Source organism: Shewanella mesophila (assembly GCF_019457515.1).
In the GTDB taxonomy this organism is placed as follows: Bacteria; Pseudomonadota; Gammaproteobacteria; order Enterobacterales; family Shewanellaceae; genus Shewanella; species Shewanella mesophila.
Genome location: NZ_CP080421.1, coordinates 1,220,443 through 1,246,429, shown reverse-complemented (window position 1 = coordinate 1,246,429; position 25,987 = coordinate 1,220,443). Strand labels below are relative to the sequence as shown.

At 44.3% G+C, this 25,987-nt stretch carries 23 protein-coding genes; 10 read left to right on the top strand and 13 right to left on the bottom strand.

What is annotated here, in order from left to right:
• Positions 1-21: 21 nt before the first annotated feature.
• Positions 22-933, bottom strand: coding sequence for a transcriptional regulator GcvA (locus tag K0I73_RS05575; RefSeq protein ID WP_220063515.1), 912 nt, complete (start codon positions 931-933; stop codon positions 22-24).
• 181 nt (positions 934-1,114) lie between these two features.
• On the opposite strand from K0I73_RS05575, the gene K0I73_RS05570 reads away from it, so the two are divergent.
• Complete coding sequence (locus K0I73_RS05570; protein WP_220063514.1) at positions 1,115-1,348, top strand: hypothetical protein; 234 nt, start codon at positions 1,115-1,117, stop codon at positions 1,346-1,348.
• Between the two features lie 152 nt (positions 1,349-1,500).
• Here K0I73_RS05570 and thiI read toward each other — a convergent pair whose 3' ends face one another.
• From thiI to pomA, 3 genes are all read right to left on the bottom strand, one after another.
• On the bottom strand, positions 1,501-2,955 hold the full coding sequence (gene thiI / locus K0I73_RS05565) for a tRNA uracil 4-sulfurtransferase ThiI (protein ID WP_220063513.1): 1,455 nt from the start codon (positions 2,953-2,955) through the stop codon (positions 1,501-1,503).
• A 165-nt stretch (positions 2,956-3,120) separates the two neighbouring features.
• Complete coding sequence (locus K0I73_RS05560; protein WP_220063512.1) at positions 3,121-4,065, bottom strand: flagellar motor protein MotB; 945 nt, start codon at positions 4,063-4,065, stop codon at positions 3,121-3,123.
• A 4-nt stretch (positions 4,066-4,069) separates the two neighbouring features.
• Positions 4,070-4,837 carry a flagellar motor protein PomA gene (gene pomA, locus K0I73_RS05555; RefSeq protein ID WP_220063511.1) on the bottom strand — a complete coding sequence of 256 codons (768 nt, stop codon included), beginning with the start codon at positions 4,835-4,837 and terminating at the stop codon, positions 4,070-4,072.
• A 398-nt stretch (positions 4,838-5,235) separates the two neighbouring features.
• Between pomA and xseB the strand changes: the two genes are divergently transcribed.
• Genes xseB through dxs form a run of 3 tightly spaced genes read left to right on the top strand, consistent with a single transcriptional unit; the run spans position 5,236 to position 8,248 of the window.
• Positions 5,236-5,475, top strand: coding sequence for an exodeoxyribonuclease VII small subunit (xseB, locus tag K0I73_RS05550; protein ID WP_220063510.1), 240 nt, complete (start codon positions 5,236-5,238; stop codon positions 5,473-5,475).
• A complete protein-coding gene (gene ispA, locus K0I73_RS05545; RefSeq protein WP_220063509.1) occupies positions 5,476-6,357 on the top strand; it encodes a (2E,6E)-farnesyl diphosphate synthase in 882 nt (293 codons plus the stop codon).
• 22 nt (positions 6,358-6,379) lie between these two features.
• The gene (dxs, locus tag K0I73_RS05540) at positions 6,380-8,248 is read left to right on the top strand and encodes a 1-deoxy-D-xylulose-5-phosphate synthase (protein ID WP_220063508.1); all 1,869 of its coding nucleotides are present in this window, start codon (positions 6,380-6,382) and stop codon (positions 8,246-8,248) included.
• A 131-nt stretch (positions 8,249-8,379) separates the two neighbouring features.
• Here the strand turns inward: dxs and grpE are convergent, their stop codons facing one another.
• Positions 8,380-8,997 (bottom strand): nucleotide exchange factor GrpE, encoded by a 618-nt coding sequence (grpE, locus tag K0I73_RS05535; protein ID WP_220063507.1) that lies wholly within the window; start codon positions 8,995-8,997, stop codon positions 8,380-8,382.
• A 100-nt stretch (positions 8,998-9,097) separates the two neighbouring features.
• Between grpE and nadK the strand changes: the two genes are divergently transcribed.
• Entirely contained in the window at positions 9,098-9,976 is an 879-nt protein-coding gene (gene nadK, locus K0I73_RS05530) for an NAD(+) kinase (RefSeq protein WP_220063506.1), read from the top strand.
• Between the two features lie 78 nt (positions 9,977-10,054).
• On the opposite strand, the gene K0I73_RS05525 is transcribed toward nadK, so the two are convergent.
• The 5 genes from K0I73_RS05525 to K0I73_RS05505 all read right to left on the bottom strand — a co-directional run bounded on the left by K0I73_RS05525 (position 10,055) and on the right by K0I73_RS05505 (position 18,230).
• Positions 10,055-11,125 (bottom strand): TonB family protein, encoded by a 1,071-nt coding sequence (locus K0I73_RS05525; RefSeq protein ID WP_220063505.1) that lies wholly within the window; start codon positions 11,123-11,125, stop codon positions 10,055-10,057.
• Between the two features lie 165 nt (positions 11,126-11,290).
• The gene (locus tag K0I73_RS05520) at positions 11,291-12,631 is read right to left on the bottom strand and encodes an MATE family efflux transporter (RefSeq protein WP_220063504.1); all 1,341 of its coding nucleotides are present in this window, start codon (positions 12,629-12,631) and stop codon (positions 11,291-11,293) included.
• A 47-nt stretch (positions 12,632-12,678) separates the two neighbouring features.
• Positions 12,679-13,737 carry a CobW family GTP-binding protein gene (locus K0I73_RS05515; protein ID WP_220063503.1) on the bottom strand — a complete coding sequence of 353 codons (1,059 nt, stop codon included), beginning with the start codon at positions 13,735-13,737 and terminating at the stop codon, positions 12,679-12,681.
• Positions 13,738-13,778: 41 nt separating this feature from the next.
• Positions 13,779-15,050, bottom strand: a complete 1,272-nt coding sequence (locus K0I73_RS05510) for a DEAD/DEAH box helicase (protein WP_220063502.1) — start codon at positions 15,048-15,050, stop codon at positions 13,779-13,781.
• A gap of 156 nt (positions 15,051-15,206) precedes the next feature.
• Positions 15,207-18,230: an EAL domain-containing protein gene (locus K0I73_RS05505; RefSeq protein WP_220063501.1), complete on the bottom strand. Its 3,024-nt coding sequence runs from the start codon at positions 18,228-18,230 to the stop codon at positions 15,207-15,209.
• 331 nt (positions 18,231-18,561) lie between these two features.
• On the opposite strand from K0I73_RS05505, the gene K0I73_RS05500 reads away from it, so the two are divergent.
• Positions 18,562-19,326 (top strand): substrate-binding periplasmic protein, encoded by a 765-nt coding sequence (locus K0I73_RS05500; RefSeq protein WP_258405301.1) that lies wholly within the window; start codon positions 18,562-18,564, stop codon positions 19,324-19,326.
• An 82-nt stretch (positions 19,327-19,408) separates the two neighbouring features.
• On the top strand, positions 19,409-19,855 hold the full coding sequence (locus K0I73_RS05495; protein ID WP_220063500.1) for a thioesterase family protein: 447 nt from the start codon (positions 19,409-19,411) through the stop codon (positions 19,853-19,855).
• Here the strand turns inward: K0I73_RS05495 and K0I73_RS05490 are convergent.
• Both K0I73_RS05490 and K0I73_RS05485 read right to left on the bottom strand, forming a co-directional pair.
• Positions 19,850-21,346, bottom strand: a complete 1,497-nt coding sequence (locus K0I73_RS05490) for a putative bifunctional diguanylate cyclase/phosphodiesterase (protein WP_220063499.1) — start codon at positions 21,344-21,346, stop codon at positions 19,850-19,852. The two genes, K0I73_RS05495 and K0I73_RS05490, sit on opposite strands and share 6 nt — an antisense overlap.
• Positions 21,347-21,414: 68 nt before the next feature.
• Positions 21,415-22,257: an HDOD domain-containing protein gene (locus K0I73_RS05485; protein ID WP_220063498.1), complete on the bottom strand. Its 843-nt coding sequence runs from the start codon at positions 22,255-22,257 to the stop codon at positions 21,415-21,417.
• A gap of 291 nt (positions 22,258-22,548) precedes the next feature.
• Between K0I73_RS05485 and trhP the strand changes: the two genes are divergently transcribed.
• Together trhP and K0I73_RS05475 are read left to right on the top strand one after the other, a co-directional pair.
• A complete protein-coding gene (trhP, locus tag K0I73_RS05480) occupies positions 22,549-23,913 on the top strand; it encodes a prephenate-dependent tRNA uridine(34) hydroxylase TrhP (RefSeq protein WP_220063497.1) in 1,365 nt (454 codons plus the stop codon).
• A 13-nt stretch (positions 23,914-23,926) separates the two neighbouring features.
• Positions 23,927-24,190 carry a YfhL family 4Fe-4S dicluster ferredoxin gene (locus K0I73_RS05475; RefSeq protein WP_220063496.1) on the top strand — a complete coding sequence of 88 codons (264 nt, stop codon included), beginning with the start codon at positions 23,927-23,929 and terminating at the stop codon, positions 24,188-24,190.
• A gap of 82 nt (positions 24,191-24,272) precedes the next feature.
• Here K0I73_RS05475 and ubiT read toward each other — a convergent pair whose 3' ends face one another.
• Positions 24,273-24,785, bottom strand: coding sequence for a ubiquinone anaerobic biosynthesis accessory factor UbiT (ubiT, locus tag K0I73_RS05470; protein WP_220064275.1), 513 nt, complete (start codon positions 24,783-24,785; stop codon positions 24,273-24,275).
• 198 nt (positions 24,786-24,983) lie between these two features.
• Here ubiT and ubiU point away from each other — a divergent pair, with 198 nt between their 5' ends.
• Entirely contained in the window at positions 24,984-25,985 is a 1,002-nt protein-coding gene (gene ubiU / locus K0I73_RS05465; RefSeq protein ID WP_220063495.1) for a ubiquinone anaerobic biosynthesis protein UbiU, read from the top strand.
• Positions 25,986-25,987 lie beyond the last annotated feature (2 nt).

Here is a 25,987-nt window from a genome sequence, read left to right as displayed (position 1 = left end):
ATGATATTGAAGATGGCTCTATTAGCCCGGCAGTAATTCACTACGCGATTCCTCTTCGAACATATCTAACATCCATTCTCTAAAAGCAGCAATCTTACCGACCTCGGCATGATTTTGCTGGCATACAAGATAGTAGGCATTTTTACTCACAAGTACTTCAGGAAAAGGACACACTAATCTGCCGGCCTTAATATCAGGACGAGCTAATACACTATAGCCAAGCGCGACCCCTTGACCATGAGCAGCAGCTTGAAGCACTAATGATGAATGACTAAAAATTGGACCTTGGTTCACATTAATATCATTAATGCCACACTGCCTAAACCACGCCTGCCAATCTTGGCGGCTAGAGTCATGCAATAAAGTGTGAAATTTAAGATCACTTGGCTGAGATAATGGCTTAGGCCCGTTAAGTAACATAGGTGAACAGACAGGGATCAATACCTCATTACGCAGTTTATCGGCGCGAACGCCAGGCCAATTCCCCATACCGTAATAAATCGCAACATCCACGTCATCAGTTAGTGAACTCGATTCACTATCGACCGCCTTGATCCTCACATCGATATCAGGATTTTTCTCACTGAAGTTTGCTAGCCTTGGAACTAGCCACTGAATAGCAAAACTGGGCGAAGTACTGACCGTAAGCGAACCGATAGCACTTCTCGCAAGTAAACGGTCTGTGGCATCGGCTAGTTGCACAAAAATATCTTTTATATCGAGAAAGTATCCCTGTCCCTCCTCCGTTAATAGCAAAGATCGGTTTTTACGGCGGAAAAGTTTAAGGCCTAAATACTCCTCTAACGCCTTAATCTGATGACTAACAGCTGCTTGCGTTACAAAAAGTTCTTCAGCTGCTCGAGTGAAACTCAAATGCCTTGCCGCGGCTTCAAATGCTTTGACCGCATTTAGGGGAGGTAAACGTCTAGACATAGTGATCCTGGTCTCACATTTCAATTAGTTTTTCTAATCCTCATTGTTACATTTTATCGTTTGTAAAGAAATGCGTTTTTGGTTAAATTTTGCGCCAATGAAACGAATAAAGTTAGACAGCCTCTACGACGTAATTGGGGAGTGTCTGACCCCTCTAGTTAGCCGCCCGGAGGCGACCAAAATGATAAACCTTAAAACTGTCTTTGCTATCGCGCTGTTATCTGCTTCAACCGCAGTAACTGCCGACGAAATTATTATCGATACCACAGATCTACATGCATCTATCAGCGCCCAATTGGCTGAAGGATTAGCTCAGATGCAACAAGACCTCAATGAAGATGTAAACGCCGTGCTCGTTGCTGAAAAAGATGAACAGCAAACGAACATTAGCATTAGTGTACAGCGCTCTGAGTAACACCCTAGCTAATCCTAATTGATAATAAAAAAGCCGCAGCGATGCGGCTTTTTTGTACATTCATTTTGCTTATGTTTTGAGGGGAAGAGCAAAAAACAAAAAGCCACCATTCTGTTGAATGATGGCCTCTATCGCATTAATGAGTAAACAGATTAAGGGCGATACACTTTTACGTTGTGATAGCCCTGCTCTTGCAGGTATAACGCTTGAAGCTTACTCATCACACCTCTGTCACAATAAAGCAGATAGGTCTTATCTTTATCTAAATCGGCAAATTTGGTCGCTAGCTTAAAGAAAGGAATGGCTTTAATTTCAACACCCTCGATAGCGAGAGGACTTTGTTCTTCCTCTTCTGGTGCGCGAATATCAACAACCACTTCCCCACCATTAACGGTATCGACAGTCTCAGTTTCGGTGATTTTAGTATCCATGCTAGTGGCAATCTCCCTAATATCGATAATTTCCGCAGCTTGGATAACTCTATCTAATAAGTCTTCAGAGAACTTAGCCTCTTCGGCTTCAATTTTAGAGAGTACCGCTTTTACCGTCGGCTTTTGCGAGATCACGCCGCAGTATTCAGGGATAGATTTCGCAAAATCTTCGGTACCGATCTGACGACTAATATTGATAATATCTTGCTTGTCCATCACGATAAGCGGACGCAGAATCAACATCTCGGTGCAACGGTCTATCACATTCAAGTTAGTCAGTGTCTGACTCGATACCTGGCCCATCGCCTCACCAGTCACTAACGCTTGAATACCCATTTTATCGGCGACGCGGGTAGCTGCACGCATCATCATACGTTTTAGTATGACGCCCATTTGGCCATTATCGATTTTCTCTAAAATTTCGCTAACCACAGGATCAAAGGGAACCGAAACAAACTTAACCTTGTGAGACTCACCATATTTTTGCCAAAGATGATAAGCAACCTGCTTAACACCTATCTCATGTTGATCGCCTCCAAGATTGAAGAAGCAGTAATGAGTCCGAGAGCCGCGCTTGATAAATTGGTAACTTGAAACACCTGAGTCGAACCCACCAGAAATCAGCGACAACACATCTTCCTGGGTGGCCATCGGGAATCCACCAAGCCCATCGATACGCTTTTCAACCAAATAAAGATTGTCTCTATCGATCTCTAAGTTAATTGTCATATCAGGGTTTTTAAGTCTAACGCCTGCAGCATCGGTAAATTGATTCAAACCACCACCGACATAACGTTCAACTTCAATTGAATTAAAGTCATGTTGACCGCTACGTTTCACTCGAACACAAAACGTTTTGCCCGCAAGTTGCTCTTTATATAGAGGTAAGGTCTGTTGATAAATATCATCGATCGATTCAAATGTGCTTTCTTTAACTTGCAGCACATGAGCAATCCCCGGAATACAGGCTAGACGCTCGGCATAAATAGCCACCATCTCGGGCTTATCGGCTGGCACCTTGACCATGATCTTGTCCCACTGACGCTGCACTTTCGCATCGTCGTCGACTTTTCGCAGCACATTACGAATGTTTGTTTCAAGCATCTTGGTAAAACGCATTCTTACCGGTTTGCTTTTCATCATGATTTCAGGAAACAGTTTTACGATAAATTTCATGGAAGTTCCGAGGGAATAATTTTAGACAGCAATCTGACTATTATACCAAGGTCAGTATGCAAATGCCTATCGAGCCGTGGTAAAAGATGGCAATTTTTAGAACCCTTAAACAAAACGGGCCCACTAATAGGGCCCGTTTTATGATGCCTGTCATTAACTTAAAGGTTATTGACCAACCAATATCTCATCCGACTCTTTTGCCTTACCTTGCTCTATGGCAATTTCAACCCGGCGATTTCGAGCGCGATTATCTGCAGAATCATTAGGAACTAATGGTGAAGAACTCGCCATTCCAACAACCTTCATTCGCTTATCATCAAATCCTTTAACTTTAATAAGCTCATGGGCCACGGCGACGGCACGTTTACTCGACAGATCCCAGTTAGAGCTATAAAGCTCATTACTGATATTCATATCATCGGTATAACCCGACACAGTCACTATCCCGGGAACATCTTTAAGTAGCTCCCCGACTCGACGCACCACAGGTTTAAACCTAGGTTGCAAGAATCCCGAACCGGATGAAAATGCGCCTTTTTCTCGAATTCGAATAATGATCTGCTGCCCTAACGACTCGATCTCAATGGCACCATCGACAATCTCTTTGTTGAGTTCTTGAGCCATTTTCTTCACTTGATCATTAATCTGATCTTGAGAGGATGCTTGTTGCTGTTGTGATTGAGACTGCGCTTCGGCATCGGCTTGCTCTTGCGCTGTCGATGACGCCTCACCACCTCTTTGCTCGCCACGTTGTTGCTGGACTCCACCGGCGCTGTCATCTTCACCGGCCTGAACTTCAATAGTAGGCTCGGTCATCTCGTTAGTTTGCTGATTAATGATCTCAATTGGCGTTGGTTCTGGCTTACCGGGACGAAACTCGAGTGCGATAACCGATGTCCCCTTAGGAATATCTTTCACCTCTACTTTATTCTGTACACCAAATGCATATTTCATCGAACCGGCAATTTGCTTGAATTTCATCACGTCCATTTCAGAGAATGCGAGCAGCAGAACAAAGAAACACATCAGTAGCGACATCAGATCGGCAAAGGTCGCCAACCACATTGGCGCTCCTGCTGGTGGACAATCACATTTGACCTTCTTAGCCATCAGGCTATTCTCCGTCCGTTGTATCTATCTGACGTTGTTTTTCTGAAAGATAATTCTTCAAGAATCCTTCAATAACTCGAGGATTTTGACCGTCTTGAATCGCAAGCACCGCATCCATGATCAGATTACGGTTGAGCATCTCTTCTCCCATACGTAAAGTCAATTTATCGGCAATAGGAATAGCAACCATGTTAGCAATGACTGCGCCATAAAGAGTAGTTAACAGCGCCACCGCCATCGATGGTCCGATTGATTTAGGATCATCCATATTCGATAACATAGCCACTAAGCCAACAAGCGTACCTATCATCCCCATAGCGGGTGCGACATCACCTAGCGCACGAAAAATACCAATACCTATTTTATGGCGCTCTTCAGTCAAGGAGATATCTTTTTCTAATGCCTCACGAACAACATCACCGTCATGTCCATCAACCAACATATCCACGGCTTTTTGCATAAAGCTATTGCTAATTTCAGCTTCTTCTAATGCGAGAAAGCCCCCTTTACGCGCAGCATCGGCCATAGTGACAGACTGTTCTATTAACACATCGGGTTTGTCGATTTTGAACATAAACGCTTTGGCTGCAATTTTCACCGCACCAAGAAACTGTTTAAGGTTATATTTCATCATGACCACAAATAAAGAACCTATCATAACGATAAGCACTGAGGGCACATCAATGAAAATGGCGATACCGCCGCTACTAACCATAGCTCCAATAATAAAAGCAAATGCACCAATGAGGCCTATCAGGGTCGCTAAATCCACAACTGTTCCTTATTTATTGTATTGGCTGTTTCTAAAACATCGACTAGGATGTCTACGTTTTAATCAGCTCTAAAACATCAAAGATAGGGTTTTGATGATCTTACCCCAAATCCCCCTTAAAGATAGGGTTTGTACCTAAAGTTGAGCAAAATAAAGTCGTCTAATTGACCTTCATAGCGCTAACCGCACGTATCACTTTAGGATATAATATCTGATAAAATTGAATATTGTTCTAATTCTGTTATCGGACAGCTTACACGCAAGTTTAGCTACAAATTCAAATTTTTATAAAAATTCCTCCGTAAATCGTGCTATTGCACAAATATACGACACCCTAATTTGACCCATGAAGTTCACTAAGATACTTTGTGTGTCGCTAATTTCTTGGGAATATTACCGTGGCTAAAAAACCTGAAAATCTGACATTTGAACAATCATTATCGGAATTAGAGCAAATTGTTGCCGATCTAGAGCGGGGCGATGTTTCTCTCGACGATGCCTTAAAACAGTTTGAGCGGGGTATCAACTTAGTCAGAAATAGCCAAGGTAAGTTGGAACAAGCCCAACAGAAAGTGTCTATTCTTACCCAAGAACATGATCAACCAAGTTTGCAACCCTACATAGCAGAGGGCGAATAATTGCTAACCGAAGCGATAACCCTATATCAGCAGCGGGTCGATAATCTGCTGCGTCTATCTATCGATGCTCAAGACGATACCGAACCGAAATTAAAAGCAGCAATGGAACATGGCGCCTTAATCGGTGGCAAGCGAATTAGGCCTTTTTTGGTTTATGCCGTAGGCGAGATGCTTAATGTGCCACCGGAACATCTCGACAGTTGCGCAGCCGCAGTAGAATGTATTCATGCTTATTCATTAATTCATGATGACCTCCCCGCAATGGATGATGATGCACTGCGCCGCGGTAAACCAACCGTACATATCGCCTTTGACGAAGCCACGGCAATTTTAGCTGGCGATGCATTACAAACCTTAGCATTTGAGATTATTAGCCAAGAAACAACGGCGCTATCACCGACACAACAGCTGTTAATGGTACGTTCACTGGCTAACGCTTCTGGTTACCATGGGATGTGTGGTGGCCAAGCGATGGATCTTAACGCCACCAATAAACCAATAGATTTAGATACATTAAAGCGTCTACATAAATTAAAGACTGGGGCACTAATTCGCTGCGCGGTTGAATTACCTATCATTGCCGCAGGCGTCACAGATATAGAGCGTGCTCTCCTGTTAGACTTTGCTGACGCTGTCGGCCTAGCCTTCCAAGTGCAAGATGATGTACTCGATATTATTGCCAGCACCGAAGAGCTAGGTAAACCTCAAGGTTCTGACTGTGAATCAAATAAAAGTACCTATCCTAAACTGCTTGGATTAGAAGGTGCACAAGAGACTGCTAAAAGTTTGATCGACGATGCCCTATCAGCGCTGGCTAAATTACCATACAATAGCCAGTTAATTGCCGAATTCGCCCGTTTTATCATAGAGCGAAGAGTATAATAAAGAGCCAAAGAATCTCGCTATGAGTTTGGATATAACGAAATACCCTGTGCTAGCGCAGGCAAACACTCCCGATGAGCTAAGACAGCTTCCTCAAGGCGTGCTCCCAAAACTTGCTGATGAACTCAGAAGTTATCTACTGCAATCGGTAGGCATCTCGAGTGGTCATTTCGCATCGGGCCTTGGCACGGTAGAGCTAACGGTCGCCTTGCATTATGTCTACAACACACCTTTCGACCGTTTGATTTGGGATGTGGGCCATCAAGCTTATCCCCATAAAATTTTAACGGGTCGCCGAGATCGAATGCACACCATACGCCAAAAAGGTGGGATTCATCCTTTCCCTTGGCGCGAAGAAAGTCAGTATGACACCTTTAGTGTCGGCCACTCAGGCACCTCCATCAGTGCGGCTTTAGCCATGGCTGTTGCTGCTGAAAAAGAGCAAGCTGGACGCAAAGTGGTTGCGGTTATCGGTGATGGTGCAATGACTGGGGGCATGGTATTTGAAGCCATGAATCACGCCGGCGATCTGCATAATGACATGCTTGTGGTACTCAATGACAATGAGATGTCTATTTCAGAAAACGTTGGTGCCCTTAACAATCATTTAGCTCAGCTCATGTCAGGTCGTTTATATACCACCATACGTGAAAACAGCAAAAAAGTGCTCAAGGGTATGCCTGTCATTAAAGAGATGGCTAAACGTACCGAAGAGCACCTTAAAGGCATGGTTGTGCCAGGCACCATGTTTGAAGAGCTTGGTTTTAACTATATTGGTCCAATCGATGGCCATGATGTCGATGCTTTAGTCGAGACCATGCGTAATATGCGCAATCTCTCCGGGCCACAAATACTCCATATCATGACCAAGAAAGGTCGTGGTTATGAGCCTGCAGAAAAAGACCCAATTGGCTGGCATGCTGTCCCTAAATTTGATCCATCAACCTTTGCTAAACCCGCTTCAAAACCATCAAACCCTACCTTCTCACAAGTGTTTGGCCACTGGCTATGTGATATGGCAGAGAAAGATGAAAAGGTATTGGGTATTACCCCAGCCATGCGAGAAGGCTCTGGCATGGTGGAGTTTTCTCAGCGTTTTCCTGGGCAATATTTTGATGCGGCAATTGCCGAGCAACACGCAGTCACCCTGGCGGCTGGTTTTGCCTGTGAAGGATACAAGCCAGTCGTTGCTATTTACTCAACGTTTTTGCAGCGCGGGTACGATCAGTTAATTCATGATGTTGCACTACAGAAACTGCCTGTGATCTTTGCTATCGACCGTGGCGGTATTGTCGGAGCGGATGGTCCAACCCACCAAGGGGCATTTGACTTAAGCTTTATGCGCACCATTCCTAATATGGTGATCATGGCGCCATCGGATGAGAATGAATGTAGACAGATGCTCTACACGGGCTACTGCTATAACGATGGCCCAACGGCAATCCGTTACCCTAGAGGAAGCGCCACTGGTGAACCTCAAGTCGAAGCAATGACAGCATTTGAAATTGGTAAGGGTCTGATTAAACGTCAAGGTAAGAAGATAGCTATCCTCAACTTTGGTACCACCTTGGCGTCAGCATCTCACGCCGCCGACGCATTAGATGCAACGCTTGCAGATATGCGCTTTGTCAAACCATTGGATGCAGAGCTAGTTAAACAGCTCGCCACCAGCCACGAACTCCTAGTGACAGTAGAAGAAAACGCTGTGATGGGCGGCGCGGGATCGGGTGTGCTCGAACTACTGCAAAAAATGAAATTGCCAATACCAGTGCTTAATATCGGTCTCCCCGATGAGTTTATTAAACACGGTGAGTCAGAGGAAATTTTGGCCGAGCTCAAGCTTGATAGTGAAGGGATATTATCTCAAATTAATCAATATCTAAGCGAATAACCGAGCAACAGATATTTGTATAAGCAAAAAGGCCTCAAAATGAGGCCTTTTTCATATCTAAACTTGGTGATAAATGACTTATCTTGATTGAGATTACTCCCAAATGTTAGTCATTCATCTATTATCTCAAATTAGGCTTGAGTATCGACAGAGCCGCCACCTTGAGACACCATGACCATAGCAGGACGCAGCAGACGCTCATTGAGCATATAACCTTTTTGCATCACTAACATCACAGTATTGGCAGGAAACTCTGCGCTAGGCTGCATACCAATGGCCTGATGATGATCAGGATTGAACGCTTCGCCTTGAGGATCAACCTGAGTTAGACCAAACTTTTCAACTGCGCTAGTGAAACTCTTCAGCGTCAACTCGACCCCTTCATAAATTGCCTTGGTAGCTTCATCTTCGGCATTGGTTCCTTGAAGCGCACGCTCCATGTTATCAATAACGGGTAAAAGTTCGTTGGCAAACTTTTCTAGGGCAAACTTATGCGCCTTTTCAACATCCATCGCTGCGCGGCGACGAACATTATCCACTTCGGCTGCGGCACGAATTACAGAGTCTTTCTGTTCTTCGACTTTCGCTTCAGCTGCCGATAGCGCCTGTTCCAGCTCTTCAACACGGAAATTAGCTTGGGTAAGTTCATCCATCAAACTGGCTGGATCTTCAACCACCTCGGTTTCCATTTGCGGGTCGATGGTTTCTTCAATTTGTGGTTCTTGTGCTTTGCTCGATTCGTTGCTCATTGTTACTCCAGCTAAAAATGCTTTGTTTCTGCATGCTCTGGGCATATTATGGGGATCAAATTTGAGGTTTCAAGCCCTAAGGCATGGATCAAAGACAAATATGAGCAAAGCGTTCCACACAATTGGCTTAATTGGCAAACCCCACCATACAGGCACACACAAAACCTTAAAGCGCCTGCATCATTGGTTAACGATGCAAGGTCTTGATGTTTATGTTGAAGAAAGAATTGCCGCTGAGATTGGCACTCACGTCAAATCCGTTGACCTGCTGCAAATTGGCGAATATTGCGATCTTGCGATTGTTGTTGGTGGCGACGGTAATATGCTTGGCGCAGCACGTGTATTAGCGCGTTTCGATATCGGAGTTATAGGGGTTAACCGCGGTAATCTGGGTTTCTTAACGGATTTAGCGCCAGATAACTTTGAAGAAGCATTAGGCAAGGTATTACAAGGTGATTATGAAACCGAGCATCGATTCTTACTCGAATCTGAGGTGCATCGCCACGGCATAGTAAAATCGAGCAATACAGCCGTAAATGAAACGGTTCTCCACCCTGGAAAAATTGCTCATATGATTGAGTTTGAAGTTTATATTGATGACAAGTTCATGTACAGCCAACGCGCAGACGGAATGATAGTCTCAACGCCGACAGGATCGACAGCCTATTCGCTATCGGCAGGAGGAGCTATCTTAACTCCAAACTTAGAAGCCCTAATCTTAGTACCTATGTTCCCTCATACCCTCTCATGTCGTCCAATCGTGGTCGATGCCTGCAGCACCATCAAACTTGTGGTTTCTCCCGATAACGGCGACACGTTAGAAGTGAGTTGTGATGGTCATGTTGCCCTGCCTGTATTACCTGGTGATGAAATCATTATCAGTCGCAGCCAAGAGCGTCTGCGTTTAATCCACCCTAAAGGCTATAACTACTTTCACGTACTGAGAAACAAACTAGGATGGGGAAGTAAACTGTTTTAATACAAGCAAATCAAACATAAAGCCCCAGCAATCTGTCTGGGGCTTTATGTTATCTAAATATTGATTTTTGGCATCAATTTAATGACCTAGCGAAAAGTCTAGCTGAACTGTTGCCTCGGCAGCAACCGGTTTACCATCAACAAATTTGGGAGCATAACGCCACAGTTTAATCGCTTTAAGAGACTCCCTAGCAAACAATTTTCCACCTTCAGAGGCCAACAACACGGGGTCTCTCACAAACCCCTGCTCATCGACCGTAAACGACAGCTGAGCCCAGCCCTCTTTACTATCGCGAGCATAAGAGATCGGATAACGAGGAGGCGTTCTAAACAATGGCGTCTGCTCTTGGCTATCGTTCCACGGCGTCATGCTGCCAATAGCAATACAATGCTGGGTTGATTTATCGCTCGCCCCCTCGGCTTCATAAAGCTCTACTAAACGCGCATGAGCAGCGAGTTGATAGGGATGACTGTAATCAAGCACAGAAAACTGCTTAACGACCTCTTCGAGATACTCAATAGCTTGGCTATTTTTATGTTGCACCGCCTTAATCATTCCCGCTGAAAATGTGGCTTTCACTCGCTCAATGGCATCGGCGGGTAATTGGGCTTTATAGATCTCATAGGCCTCTAAAGCATAATCACGGACGTCACGAGTATAGAAAGGCGTAGAGGCAAGTTCATTAAAGGTCAACATTTTAACTTCTGCTACCAATAATGGCTTGTCAGCATCTTCAGCAATGTCAATAGCCTGCTTAAATAAACGCTTCTTCTCTTCAGAAGCGGAAATTGTCTGAGCGGCGCCAATAAGGGGATCGACAAGCTCAATCGCATCATTTCCAAACAGCTTACGATAAGCCGTGATCACGCTGTCGAAATGCTCAAAAGCGAGTTCATCATCACCATTTTGTTGTAAAGCAGTGGCAAAATTGAGCTCTAGATGGATAACATCAAGACTATCCCTCTCAAAATAACTTTGGCCTAACTCATAAGCCTGTTTAGCATATTTCACTGCTGCATCAGTATCGGCAGCATCTATGGCCTGCTGATATGCTGCATAGCTTTCACTAAATGGAGAGGCATTAACTGAGGGACTAAGACTTATCAGCGCACTAAACGCGATAGCGACAACTTGAGACTTTAACACCATAAACAAATATCCTTATTTGTAAACGCTGGCTAAACCTTCCGTTTAACCTTAAATATTGCACTTGAGGTTGCAATACAGACTCGCACGATCTCACTAGGGAAAACCGCTCTTAAATCGATATAACCAAATACTGCGTGCGATACGACATCCTAACAGCAATATGAATTAACTTAAATGGTAAGACAGTTTTCGCAAACGACTTATCATCCAAAATGTCAGTAACAAACTGCAACATGCCAAGGAGATCCAAACCCCTGTGACACCAAAAATCCAAGCAAATAGATAGATAACCACTGCAATTAACAGCAATTTACTGCCTGTAAGCATAGAGGCTTCTTTTGACCGATTAATCGCTTGGAAAAAGGCTGCGCCAACTAAGATTAACCCCTCAAAGGGAAGCCCCCAGAAATAAAGCCTCATTCCCTCGATGGCGACTGGAGTCAACTCAGGGTTATCGCCAGCAAAGATGTAGACTAGATGCTCAGGGACAATATAGATAAACAACAGCCCAACCGCAGCGGTAACAAGGGTCATAATGATGGCAATTTTAAAGGTTTTGAACACCCTGTCGAATCGGTTAGCGCCCGCATTAAAACTAAAGATAGGCTGGGTGCCAAAAGCTATACCTTCAAACACCAAATAAAATAGCGCCTCGGTATAACTCACCACACCATAAGCTGCGACATGAATAGGGCCACCGACCCAAAGAAATGCGGTATTGTGCAGCGTCAACACAATTGATAAATAAAGGTTCATCAAGAAACTAGGAAAACCAACCTTAAGAATATTTAAACAATGATCTAAGGTTAGCTTCATCTGCTCAAGGGTAATGCGCAGGCGCGTCTTAGTGGTAAAAAAATGCTGCAAACACAGTAACGCCGTCAGCGCTTGGCAGATCATGGTCGCAATAGCCGCGCCAGCGAGGCCAAAAGGAAATACAACGATAAACAACCAATCTAGCAGCGCATTTAAACAGCCGCTGATAATCAACACATAGGTGACAAAACCGGGTCTACCATCGTTTCGCAACAGCGCACTAAAGGCGATCGCCAATATGGGAAACACACCTAAAACGAAATACCAAAATAGGTAATCGTTAGCGCTTTGCAATACCTCGCCTTCCGCGCCTAGCCAAGCCAAGATCGCTCGACTAAAAAAGGTGCCTCCCAACGCAAATAACGCCCCTGAAATCAGACATAAGGTAAAAGTATTACCCAATATTTTTCGCGCTCTTGCTGCATCATTACGACCCAAGTTGATCGACACCAAAGAGGCTCCTCCCATACCAAGCAGCGCGCCAAAAGCATAGAGTATCGCAGCGACGGGATAAGCCAACATCATCCCGGCGAGTCCAATCTCACCTAAATAATGCCCGACAAACATGCCGTCGATGGCGACATATACCCCAGTCACCAACATAGATAAAATGGTGGGTATGGTGTAGCGCCACACCAGCTTAGGGATTGGATCTGTGGCTAGGGTTTGATCATTGTCGGCGACATGCATACTAAAAGTTCTATGTAAGTATTGAGACCACTAAGTCGCGAAAGATATCAGAGCTTTATGCGTTTAGATAGCAAGATCAATTGTTGTTCCATCTCAACAAGGTCAATAGCATGCTCGCTAATAAGCTCGATACGCGAGTCCATAGCATCATCGAGTTCTACAAGGCTAAGCTGTTCATCAACATAATTAAGTCCTGCTATGCCCTCATCACAGATAACAACCGCCTTCAAACGTAAACAGTGCAGTTTCTTCACCCAGGCAAGCAGTGTCGCAAAGTCAAATTCGTAATAGCAATCGAACACCCATCCAGCACTATAGATATCATCTATCTTATTACTGCTGCGATACACTCCCAGCGGATCAAAAGATACCGCATTGTGTTCAGGCGCAGCTTGCAATTGTGACGATCGAAATAGTGACACTGACATTGTCGCTGCAGGGAGCCCTGAAGGTTTGGTTATCCCTGAGGCGCGTTGCAGATAATGGGTAGATAACCATTCAAACAGCTCAGTTTGCTCTACCTGTACTGGCTTATCTAATAAGCTAACGGCAACAACCTGCGTATCAATCGATTGAGCTTCAAGGTAGCGATGCAAATTAGTAAGATCGTTTTCATCAAGCAGATCGGTTTTGGTGGCAAGGATAAGGTCGGCAATCGCCAGCTGCTGATTAAAGGTATCATGCTGTCGATAACGACTGTCACTGACCTTACGAGCATCGACAAGGCAAATTGACGATTTAAGCGCTATGACTTGTTGAAAGTGAGGTTGGATTAAGGTTTCTATTATCGCCTTAGGATGGCCTAGTCCCGTGGGCTCGATCAACAACCTATCTGGTTTTGCCTTAGCGATAAGTTGATTAACAGCCACTTGTGTAGGCACACCAGCGGCGCAGCACAAGCAACCTCCAGCGACCTCTTTTATTGTCACCTTTCCCGACTGGTTATCGATTAACCCTGCATCTATGCCTATTTCACCAAACTCATTCACCAATACCGCCCACACTTCATCTATGGGTTTATTGGCTAACAAGTACTTAATAAAACTCGTTTTACCCACACCTAAAAAGCCTGTAATCACATGGGTAGCGATAGGTTTTACTATCATTGAAATGAACTCCAAAGCTCGGGAAGCTTCATTCCCTTAAATTATACTTTACGCGACTTATTAGCTCGGCGGCTGTCGTAACTGTTGGCTTGATTACTGCGCCCAGAAGAGGATTTACGGCGCTGATGCCCTTTAGGCTTAGTCGTCGTTTCAACATCCAACTTGCGATAACGTTCAGGTAAAGGCGCACCGATCTCATAACCAGGAATAACCTGACGCGGCAACGTTTGGCCAATAAGCACTTCGATCTCCAGCAGCATCTTTTCATCATTTAACCCAACAAAAGAGATGGCATGTCCTGCTAGCCCTGCTCGTCCAGTTCGCCCCACGCGATGAACATAGTCTTCTGCATCTAACGGCAACTCCAGATTAATCACCAGCGGCAATGCCTCAATATCTAATCCTCGAGCCGCTACATCCGTTGCTACCATGACTCTGAGCTCACCAGACTTAAACTGCTCCAGCGCACGATTTCGAGCCCCTTGGGTTTTATCACCGTGAAAGACGGCGTTGTTAATCCCATCGAGCTTCAACTCTTTATGCAGCGATTCAGCGCTCTCTTTACTGCTGACAAAGACAAGTACCTGCTGCCAATTGTTACGGCCGATAAGTTCCGCGAGCAGCTCAGCCTTACGGCGTTTATCGAGGGTATAGACCTCTTGCTTAATCAGGCTTGCAGTCGAACTTTGAGTCACGTTAATCCACTCTGGATTATTGAGCATCTTAGTCGCGAGCACCTTAATGCCGTGACTAAATGTTGCCGAAAAAAGTTGGGTAGAATGTTGTTTCGCGACTAAGGTTTTTACCCGCTCAATATCCTTTACGAAGCCGAGATCTAACATACGGTCAGCCTCGTCAATAACCAGATGATCGACCAAAGAGAGATCTAATCCATGCTGACCAATAAGATCAAACAAACGGCCAGGAGTGGCCACCAAAATATCTACTCCTTGCGCCAATGCTTTTCGCTGAGGATTGATATTAGCGCCGCCATAGACAGCGACCGATTTTAGCGTCGTTAACTGACTATATTTGTTAATACTCTCGCCAACCTGAATGGCTAATTCACGTGTCGGCGTCAAGACCAATACCCTAAGTCTCCCCTTTGGCTTATCTTCTTGAAGCAAACGATGCAAAAAAGGAAGGCTAAATGCGGCGGTTTTACCCGTGCCAGTCTCGGCACAAGCCATCACATCTAAACCCTGCATGGCTGTCGGGATCACTTTTGATTGCACCTCTGTCATGCTGGTATAACCACAAAGCGCCGTCGCTTGGCTCAAAAGGGGATGGAGAGGGAGAGAATCAAAATTCATATTAGGCTCGCAGATCTTGGGGGCATTAAATCAAAAGTGATCGCGGAGTCTACCAAAAACTGCATGATAAGGATAATAGCCATTAGCATAAAAGCGTGAAAATGATCAAATGACACAGTAGATATCTAAAACGCGTTAACTCCAGACTCGACCGAATCACTGCTTTTTCAAATAAAGCAGCTCAAACTCGGCTAACGGCACAGGCATAGAAAACAGGTATCCTTGGCCAAAATCACATCCGGCATCGGCTAATATCTGTTGTTGATATGGCGTCTCAACGCCCTCAGCGATGACCTTAATCCCCAGCTTATGGGCCATAACGATAATCGCTTCACACAAGGCTACGCCGTCGCTATCAGACTCTAAATTGCGAGTAAAAGACTGATCAATTTTAAGATAATCGATATCAAACTTTTTCAAATAAGCCAGTGAAGAATAGCCCGTACCAAAATCATCGAGAGACACTTGAATACCCGCATCACGATAAGCCAATAATTTATCCGTGACTCCCATTGAAGCATCTAACAATAATCCTTCGGTGATCTCCACGCAAATGGCATTACTTGAGAGGCCGAGATGTCTAAGCAGGGCGAGCCAACTGGTGAAGACATCACCTTCATCACGAAATTGAATAGGTGATTTATTTATACTGATCTGAATCTCCACCCCAAATTCGCTACGCCAACGAGCCGACTGTTGCGCCGCCTTTTCAAAAACCCAGTTGCCAATATCATTAATGAGTCCAGTTTCCTCAGCCACAGGAATAAACTCACCAGGAGACACCATTCCTCGTTCAGGGTGATTCCAGCGAATAAGCGCTTCCGCTTTGTTTACCCGACCATTTGCCATATCGATAATGGGCTGATAATAGATCTCAAACTCTTTTCTCCCTATGGCATTACGTAAATCTTTCACCAAGGCCATACGATAATGTGCATACTCCTGCATAGACGGGGTAAAGTAGTGGAAACGATTACGCCCTTGTTCCTTAGCCGCATACATCGCCTGATCTGCATGCTTGAGTAAACTATCAATACTGTTTGCGTCATCAGGATAGATAGTGATACCTATGCTGGCACTGATATAGGCGGTCTCATCCCCTAAACAATAAGGCTCAGCAATTCTTTCTAAAATCCCCTGCGCAACACGCTCTATTCCTCGAGGAGAATCTACCGCAGAGAGCACAACGGTAAATTCATCACCACCTAACCTGGCAACAACATCTGATTCTCTAATACAGCTCTTGAGGCGTTTGGCGGTTTCCTGCAACAGCAGATCACCGACATCATGGCCTAAGGTATCGTTAACCTCTTTAAAAAAATCTAGATCAAGAAACATCAAAGCAAAATGACTTTTATTGCGATCGATACGCAGTATTTCGGTACTTAGGTATTCCAGTAACATGCGCCGATTAGGCAATCCGGTGAGAGGATCATAGTTAGCCTGCTTCCAAATAATATGCTCGGCTTGCTTCTTTTCGGTAATATCAGAGAACAAAGCTACTCGGCGAAACACCTCACCATGTTTGTCATAAATACTATTAATTGTCAGCCACACCATAAACTCATGACCAAGCTTGCTTTTTAACCAGAGTTCACCTTGCCAATGACCTTGCTCCAAAATGGCGGTTTCAAGCTCCGCATATTGATGCTTATTTTTGTCACACTCTAAAATACTAATATGTTTGCTTAAGACTTCATGCTCGTTATAACCCGTGATACTAGTGAAAGCGGCATTAATGGTAATGACATTGCCGTTGAGATCTTGTACGCTCATCGCTTCGCTAGAGTTGTTATAAACCGATGCCGCAAGCTCAAGAGATTCCTGTACCTGTTTACGTTCAGTAATATCGACATGAATGCCACACATCCGCAGCGGCTCGCCATTAATGTCACGACTAACCACCTTTCCAGAGTCTGATATCCAGCGCTCTTCGCCTTTCTGACTAATGAGTCGATATTCCAGACTATAACTTTCAGTATCCCCTTTAAGGTGATTATCAATCGAGGTCAAAACCGCCATTCTATCTTGGGGATGAATAGCATCTTGCCAGAGCCTGCTGTCACTATTTAAACGTTCGAGATCGCACCCTAATAAATCAGCACACCTTGGATTACGCTTGATCTCATTGGTCTTAATATCCCAATCCCAGAAACCTAAGTCACTACTTTCGAGCACAAGAGATAGACGCTCTTGGTTGGTTCTAACCGCCATTTCAGCTTGTTTATGCAAGGTGATGTCAATAAATCCTGCAATCACCATTTCGACACCCTTGCTCATTCGGCGGCAAGCGACAGTTAAATGGGTATAAACTATCTCTCCACCTTTTGCGATAAAGCGTTTATCCATCTCATAGGCATCAATTTCTCCCCGTAACATCATGTCAAATTGTTGTTCGTCGGCTTTGAGATCCTCAAAGTAGGTGAGATCGGACCAAGTTCGGTTTAACAACTCCTTCTCACTGTATTTGAGCATTTTACATAATCTAGGATTAACCTTGATCCAGCGCTTATCGACAGAGGTAATCGCAATCCCCATATTGCCAATATCAAATTGAGTGCGAAAAATAAAATCATCTTGTAATTGAACCTTGGCATCTCGCTCTATTTCAAATCGGCGAGATAGCATTAACCCGATAAGCGCGGTCACCAAAGGGAATAACAGCAGAACTGGCAAACCAATTTGATAAAGTAAATTTAAAGAAAGCTTTGATGGCAGGAAAAAAAAAGACGACAGAACGATTAAATGCAGTATAAAACCAAAGGAATACAGCTCCTTGAATGCCATATCCGCAATTTGGTTTTTGCGGTAATAGCGCCACAAGCTGCCAGTACAGGCAGCAGCAAGCATGGCAACACTACCTGCAATCATGGCAGAACCGCCTTCAAGTAAGCGATAACCTATGCCAATTGATGCAGCGATAAAGGTTGGCAAACCGCCAAAGAACAGACCGGAAATCGCTAAAACAACCGTTCGAGTGTCGACAAAAATACCTGGGGAATACTCCCAAGAAGCCAGCATTGTGACTATTGTCACCAGACCAATGACCATTCCGGTTGATAAACGCCAAAGTAAAAAGTGCTCACTACGCTGCTGACGAGGCACCGCATCGTAAATAAACACCAATATCAACAATAGTGCTGCATTCTGGAGAAGTGCAAATAGCGAATCTTGATTCATATCAATCGTAAGTTATTATTATCATTTTGATAACATCAGTGTGAGTTTAGCAGAAATATTTGTAAAAAATACGCCAGTTATCAACAACACATGAAAAGCTATCGCTTTGCAAACTCAATTGACTCTAAGCAATCTTTAACCTCACTCTAAAATCGACGAGTAACCAGCGAAACTTGCCACTATATAGTGCCGATAGTTTAGAGTGTCTCTAGAGGTGTGCAGGCGATAGCGATAGCGATAGCAAAAACAACACAATGAACCAATTATTCATTTTGATCTGCTTTGAAACAGCTTATGATAAAGACTATTAGGAAGCTTTGCCTCAAGGATTATGATGCGCAAATATACCCAATGGGCAGTACCATGCCTATTTTCAATCTGCATAATGCTGCATCCATCATTACAAGCCGATGACAAACCGCATCATATAAAAGTCGCCGCCGAAGATAACTGGGCACCTTTTGCGGATCACAATGGCAAAGGTTTGTCCCATGACTTGATCAACCAAGCATTTTCGCTAATGAATATTAGTGTCGATACGATTGTAGTGCCCTATGCGAGGGGACTCGTCATGGCCGACAGAGGCTTGGTTGATGCGGTTTTCAATTTACATAAAGAACTGAGTACAGAAGACAGATTCATTTTTGGCAGCGAACCACTCTTTTCAACGACAGCCTCTTTCTACCAAAACGATGCGTACCCCATTACGGCTCATACTAAATGGAATATTCCTAAAAATACTACGGTTGGTATTATTGAAGGATATGAATATGGTGATGAATTGGCTAATCTCACCCACCTTAAATTGGTTAAAGTGAAAAATCATAGTCAGCTGATCAACTTGCTCCTACTCAATCGTCTCGATGCTGTCATCATGTACGATCAAGTCGCCAAACAATACCTTGCCGAAATGGGGGTTTCAGATGTGATCAGCAAGAGCGTTCATAATCATACAGGAGAACTCTATCTCGCATTTTCGAAACGCAGTCCATATGCTAAGCAATTTGCAGATATGTTAGATCAAGGCCTCAAAGCGCTGCATCAAGATGGTCGCTACGACAAAATTATGAGCTCGCTCCAGACATCAATAAAATGATCACTATATGCAGTGGTGATGGCACTGCATCTCACACATTTAATATGTTAAACTTGGGCTCTTTATCTTAATGATCTAAGCCATGAATAGCGCCGCTCTCCCACAATTTAGTTCAACGTTTCATTTTCCGGTACAAATATATTATGAAGACACCGATTTTTCAGGAGTGGTCTATCATCCTAATTTTTTAAAGTATTTTGAACGGGCACGTGAACATGTTATCGGAGCCGAGCTACTGGCGAGCCTTTGGGATACTCATGGCCTAGGCTTTGCGGTCTATCGCAGCGATATGCTATGTCATGATGGCGTTGAATTTGCTGAAATTATCGATGTAAGGACGACATTTTATTTCGAGAGTAAGTACCGCACAGTATGGCAACAAGAGATTTGGCGTCCCAATGGGAAAAAGCCCGCCGTTACCGCACAGATAGAGATGGTCTGCATGAACAAGGCCCGTCAACTAGCTCCTATGTCTCCAGAGGTTATACGTTTATTGAGCCAGAATTTCAGCGAAAAAATCGCGCTATAACTTAGCGCTGTTTAGCTTGCGCCAGTTCATCTCTAATTCAGCGGCGGTCATGGGTTTAGCATAGAGAACGCCTTGAATTTTATCGACTCCCATATCGCAGAGCATATCAAAAGCCCTCTGAGTCTCGACGCCCTCAACCGTTACCGAAAACCCAAGTCCTTTAGCGAGCTCTATCGCACTCTTGAGAATATGTTGCCCTCGCTTGTCATCATCGATATTGTCGAGAAAGGCTTTATCAATTTTAACCTCATCAACTGGAAGCAGCTTAAGATAAGCAAGTGATGAATGGCCTGTTCCAAAGTCATCTATCGCAACATTAACGCCAGCGAGTTTAAGCTTATTTAGCGCAGCCACCGCACGGGTCATATCAGTCATGAGTTGGCTTTCAGTGATCTCTATCGCCAATAAGTCTGCGCTCAGATCATGTTTTTTCAATTGGGCAATAATAGACTCGCTAAGCCGTTTACTATTGAGATCATCGATTGCCAAATTAACAGCCACTTGCATGACGAGTCCACTATTGTGCCATTGACGCTGTTGAATCAAAACTTGTTCAATCACCCATTGACTCAGCATGCTAATCATTCCTGCACATTCCAGTAGAGGAATAAACTCGCTAGGAGAAACAGCACCAACAACCGAGCTATTCCAACGGATCAAAGCTTCAGCATGGGTACAATTACCATCAACAACATTGTATTTCGGCTGATAAACGATATAGAGTTCGTTATTTTTAAGCGCCTTAGGAAAGCAGCTAATCAAGGTCAGTTGCCTATGTTGGCTAATGTCATCACCTTCCCGATAGCTTGCCATCAAGTTACTGCTGGCTTTTGCCCTCACCAAGGCTAAATCCAACCGCCTTAACATCTGGCTAACATCACAGTGATATAGGGACAGATCTAAATAGCCCACTTGTACCTGCAAATTAATAAGGGTGTCATTAATACTGATCGGTTGCTGCAGTGTATGTTGTAAAACAGCTAATTGCGTCTCATTGAGTGGTGTCTTAAAGAAAATAAGAAACTCATCTTCATTCATGCGTGCCAGCATGTCTTGTTCACCCACTTGTAGCTTTATCCGTTCGCTCATGGCGAAAAGTAACTTATCCCCAAAAGAGAAACCAAAGAGATCGTTTACATATCTAAATCGATAAATATCGATAAGTACAAACATCCCTTCGGTAACGGGCATTAATCGCGTCAATTTAGATTTCAAGCCAACGCGATTTATCAGGCCGGTGAGCTTATCGCGGCCGGCGGGAGGTGGCAGAGTATTTAATAGTTGTTGTAGCTGAACATATAAAGGAATATAACGAAATGGAACATGCTTGATGTTAAGGGCTTGGCGAACTTTATGCTGGGCTCTCAGCTGACCTATGAGTCGATTAAGAAACTTTACCTCAACTCGTCTATGCCAGTAACAGTAAATGATACCAGCGATGCCTATGGCAACAATATAAACAATTATCCAATAAAGTTCTGTAACACCCACATAATACCTTAATGTTTAGTGTAGCTAAGTGACTGACCATTATTAGCAAAGATCACCTTACGTAACAACTACTCGTAACTCAACTTAATTGAATGATAATTATCAAGAAACTCATCTGACCCTAAATATTCTGGTGAGACGGGCAAACCGCGTTTAGCAAAGACATCTAAGCGTTCTTCCAATTCATGGCCCGAACGTAACTCGCCAGTATAAAACGCCGCCGCACGCACAAAATCCAAATAGGTCACTCGCTCAGGAAGATAGGGAAGATCGGCCCATCGCTCGACAACCTCCATCACCTCTGTAGAAAAGTCCCAGCTTTTAAGTACCGCACGCCCAATGGGGCCTTGCATCTTACGCACTAGCGCTCGCAGCTGATCGATACTGGTAAACAGATGAGGATTCGCTTCCGCTTCGGTAAGCACAGGTAATGCACCGATATTATGTACTAAGCTCGCCAATGTCAGCGTGTCGTAGTTTAAACCGCATCCCTTATGAGTCTTAGAATATTTAAGCAATAGAGCACAAGCGGCAGAGGTTACTTCGATAGATGAACTCCAAACCTCATCCATCACCTCCCATACCATTTCATTGGTAGAGATAAATAGCTGTTCCATTGCAACCGATGTCGCAATGGACTTAATCTGGGTCAAACCAATGCGAGTTACCGCACTGTTGATATTTTCAGCCTTAATACCTCGGCTATACATGGCACTGTTAGCGACTTTAATCATTCGGGCAGAAATAGCGGCGTCTTGACCAATAATTTCAGCGACTTGCTTAGGGCTAGAGTCAGGCCTAGACACGACTTCTTGAACGCGCATTGCTACCTCGGGTAAAGTTGGTAAAACTAAGGCATCGGCCTTCAACTTTTTCAATAACCCAACCAGTAGTTGATGCTCGTTAGACATTCGTATTCCTTAAAAAAACAGATCACCCCATTAATGATGGAGCAGAGTATATCAGGACTCTCAATGAGCGCGATGGTAAAAATCACACATCCAGTTAAGAATTTGTTTAATTTTAGCTAAGTTTCAGATTATAGGTTATTAATTGGCTTAATTTTATTGGATATCCAACAATTTTTTTACCTGATCACTGCTTGACCACAAAATAAACAATTTCTAATTTGCATAAGCCTCCCCCCATTGAGTAAAATGCCCGCCCCAAGTTAGATTGAATCCTGTTAATTGAGAGAAATTATGTTTAAACCTGAGCTACTGTCTCCTGCTGGGACGCTTAAAAATATGCGTTACGCCTTTGCTTATGGAGCAGATGCAGTCTACGCAGGTCAGCCAAGATATAGTCTGCGAGTCAGAAACAATGATTTCAAAATGGAAAACCTTGCTACCGGTATTCAAGAAGCCCATAGCCTAGGTAAGAAGCTCTATGTGGTCAGTAATATTGCGCCCCATAACACTAAACTTAAAACCTACATCAAAGATATGGAGCCTGTAGTTGCTATGCAACCCGATGCGCTGATCATGTCAGATCCAGGTCTTATTATGATGGTTCGCGAAGCGTTTCCAGATCAGGTTGTGCATCTCTCTGTACAAGCAAACGCCATTAACTGGGCTTCGGTTAAGTTTTGGCAGCAACAGGGAATAAAACGCGTGATCCTATCTCGCGAGCTCTCACTCGATGAAATTGAAGAGATCCGCCAACGCTGTCCCGATATCGAACTCGAAGTCTTCGTTCACGGCGCGCTGTGTATGGCATACTCTGGTCGCTGCTTACTCTCTGGTTACATCAACAAACGCGATCCCAATCAAGGTACCTGTACCAATGCATGCCGCTGGAAGTATGATGCCCACGAAGCGGTACAAACCGAAACTGGCGACATTATCGCTGTCAATCCAGATGTGCAGATGCACAACCCAACGTTAGGTGCAGGCCAGCCCAGCAATGAGGTGGTGTTACTTCAAGAAGCGGGTCGCCCAGGCGAATATATGCCAGCATTTGAAGATGAGCATGGTACCTATATCATGAACTCTAAAGATCTACGTGCAATTCAGCATGTCGAGCGTCTAACCAAGATGGGGATCGACTCGCTGAAAATTGAAGGTCGAACCAAATCTTTCTACTATGTGGCGCGCACGGCTCAACTATATCGCCAAGCCATTGAAGATGCGGCTTCTGGACGCGAATTTAACCCTGCGTTGATGTATCAGTTAGAAGGTTTGGCACATCGCGGTTACACCGAAGGATTCCTTCGCCGCCACGTACATGATGAATATCAAAACTACGACTATGGTTACTCTATCAGTGACACTCAACAATTTGTGGGTGAACTCACGGGTAAACGTAATGAGAAAGGCATGGCCGAGATCGATGTGAAAAACAAATTCTCTGTCGGCGACAGTGTTGAGTTAATGACCCCTCAAGGCAACATTAACCTGACTATCGATCATCTGGAAAACCGTAAAGGTGAGAGTGTTGAGGCTGGACTGGGCTCTGGGCATTTTGTGTTCTTACCTGTGCCACAAGAAGTTGAAATCGATAAAGCGATTTTAATGCGCAACCTTAACGATGGGCAAAATACTCGTAACCCGCACACAGCGGTGTAATTGGACAGGACTGATGGCACTTTTAATCGACGACAGCTGTATCAACTGTGACATGTGTGAGCCAGAGTGTCCAAACCAGGCGATTACTATGGGTGAGGAGATCTATGAGATCGACCCAAACCTATGTACCGAGTGCGTTGGCCACTACGACAAGCCCACTTGTGTTTCGGTGTGCCCTATCGACTGTATCGACCCAGATCCCGCCCATGTCGAGTCAGATGATGAGTTGCTGGTGAAGTACCACCTCATTACAGGCAAACCCTTGGCAACGCCATAGGCTAGTAGCGCAATAGGGTAATAACCAAAAAAGCGAAGTGATTAAACTTCGCTTTTTTATTTGTGCCCATGACGCTTTGGTATTAAGCCCACTTCGCCTCGGCCTGATGTTGCAGCCGAATGAGTAAAGCCGCTAAGCCTTCAATGCTTTCCCGCACCACCTTGGGCATAGAATCAAACTCGATGCTGAGCAATAAGTTCTTCACCTCTAATCCCAACTCGGTATCACCTTCAATTGAAAGTTTACGTTGAAAAAACAGGGTGTCGGGATCTTCTTTACCTGCCGCAATCAGCACTAACTCTTTGGTGTACCCGCTAAAAGTCACCTCTGACACTCCTTGTTCACGGACTAAAAACTGTCTATCGAAGCTCACTTCAAAACTCAAATCCATATCGAGAATGTCAATTTTAACCCAGCGTTGCTGTAAAAAACCTAACTCTTCGTCTTCGATTTGTTGAGCTAGCAACAGATTCAATAGTTTTTCTAACACCTTAGCCTTCACTGAAAACGGCACAATAGATAAGGGCTTAGCTATCACTTTAGGACCATATTGCAACAGGTGCTTGGCCACATTCGCCAGCAAGTTATTTTGCATCACTTACTTACTCCTAACAAAAAATGAGTATGAAAAAAATTGGACTCGTCTCAATTTTATCCAATGAGCTCGGCGCATAAGCCAAGAATGAGAAATATTTCAATTTTAACCAGATTTTATGATCGCAAACCTGTTTTACATCAAGATTTCGGTCGCCAATCCCTTTTAAACTGCTCACTTTTCATGAAAGAGGTAGCTATGGAACTCTTGTGTCCTGCTGGCAACTTGGCATCATTGAAAGTCGCACTCAATGCTGGTGCGGATGCGATCTATTTGGGGTTAAAAGATGACACCAATGCCCGCTCCTTCGCTGGGCTAAATTTCACCGCCAAGAAACTCAAACAAGCGGTTCAATATACCAAGCAACAAGGTAAGAAAATATTCTTAACCATTAATACCTTCCCCAAACCAGGCGAAGAGCAACGTTGGTATCAAGCCATAGATCTCGCTGCCAACACTGGGGTCGATGCACTCATTATGGCCGATCTCTCCTTACTCGATTATGCTCACAGTCGCTATCCACACCTAGCCCTGCACCTCTCCGTGCAAGCAAGTGCGACCAACCTAGGAGCTCTGAGTCTATATAAACGAGAATTTAATATTGAGCGCGCAGTATTACCCAGAGTGTTGTCGATGAAGCAAGTGCGCGATCTTGCTAAAGTAACCCCTGTCGATCTAGAGGTGTTTGCTTTCGGGAGTCTGTGCATCATGGCTGAGGGGCGCTGCCATCTATCATCTTATGTCACAGGACAATCACCCAACACTGGTGGTTCATGTTCCCCTGCAAAGGATGTGCGCTGGCAAGAGGTTGATGGAAAACGACTCACCCGTCTTAACAACGTACTTATCGATAAATCTGATATTGATGATCAAATGGGTTATCCCGTTGTGTGTAAGGGGCGCTATACCACCCAAGAAGATGCCCAGCCCAATTATCTATTAGAATCACCAACGAGCTTAAATACCCTAAGTCTATTACCTGAGCTGGCAAAATCTAATGTGGTATCTCTTAAAATTGAAGGCCGCCAGCGCAGTCCCGCTTACGTTGAACAGGTTACTCGAGTATGGCGTCAAGCCATTGATACCTACTTAAGCGATCCAAAAGCATATTCAGCCCAAGAGCAATGGAATAAGGCGTTAGCTAAAGTGTCAGAGGGGCAAGTCACCACATTAGGCGCATACGAAAGAGCTTGGCAATAGGT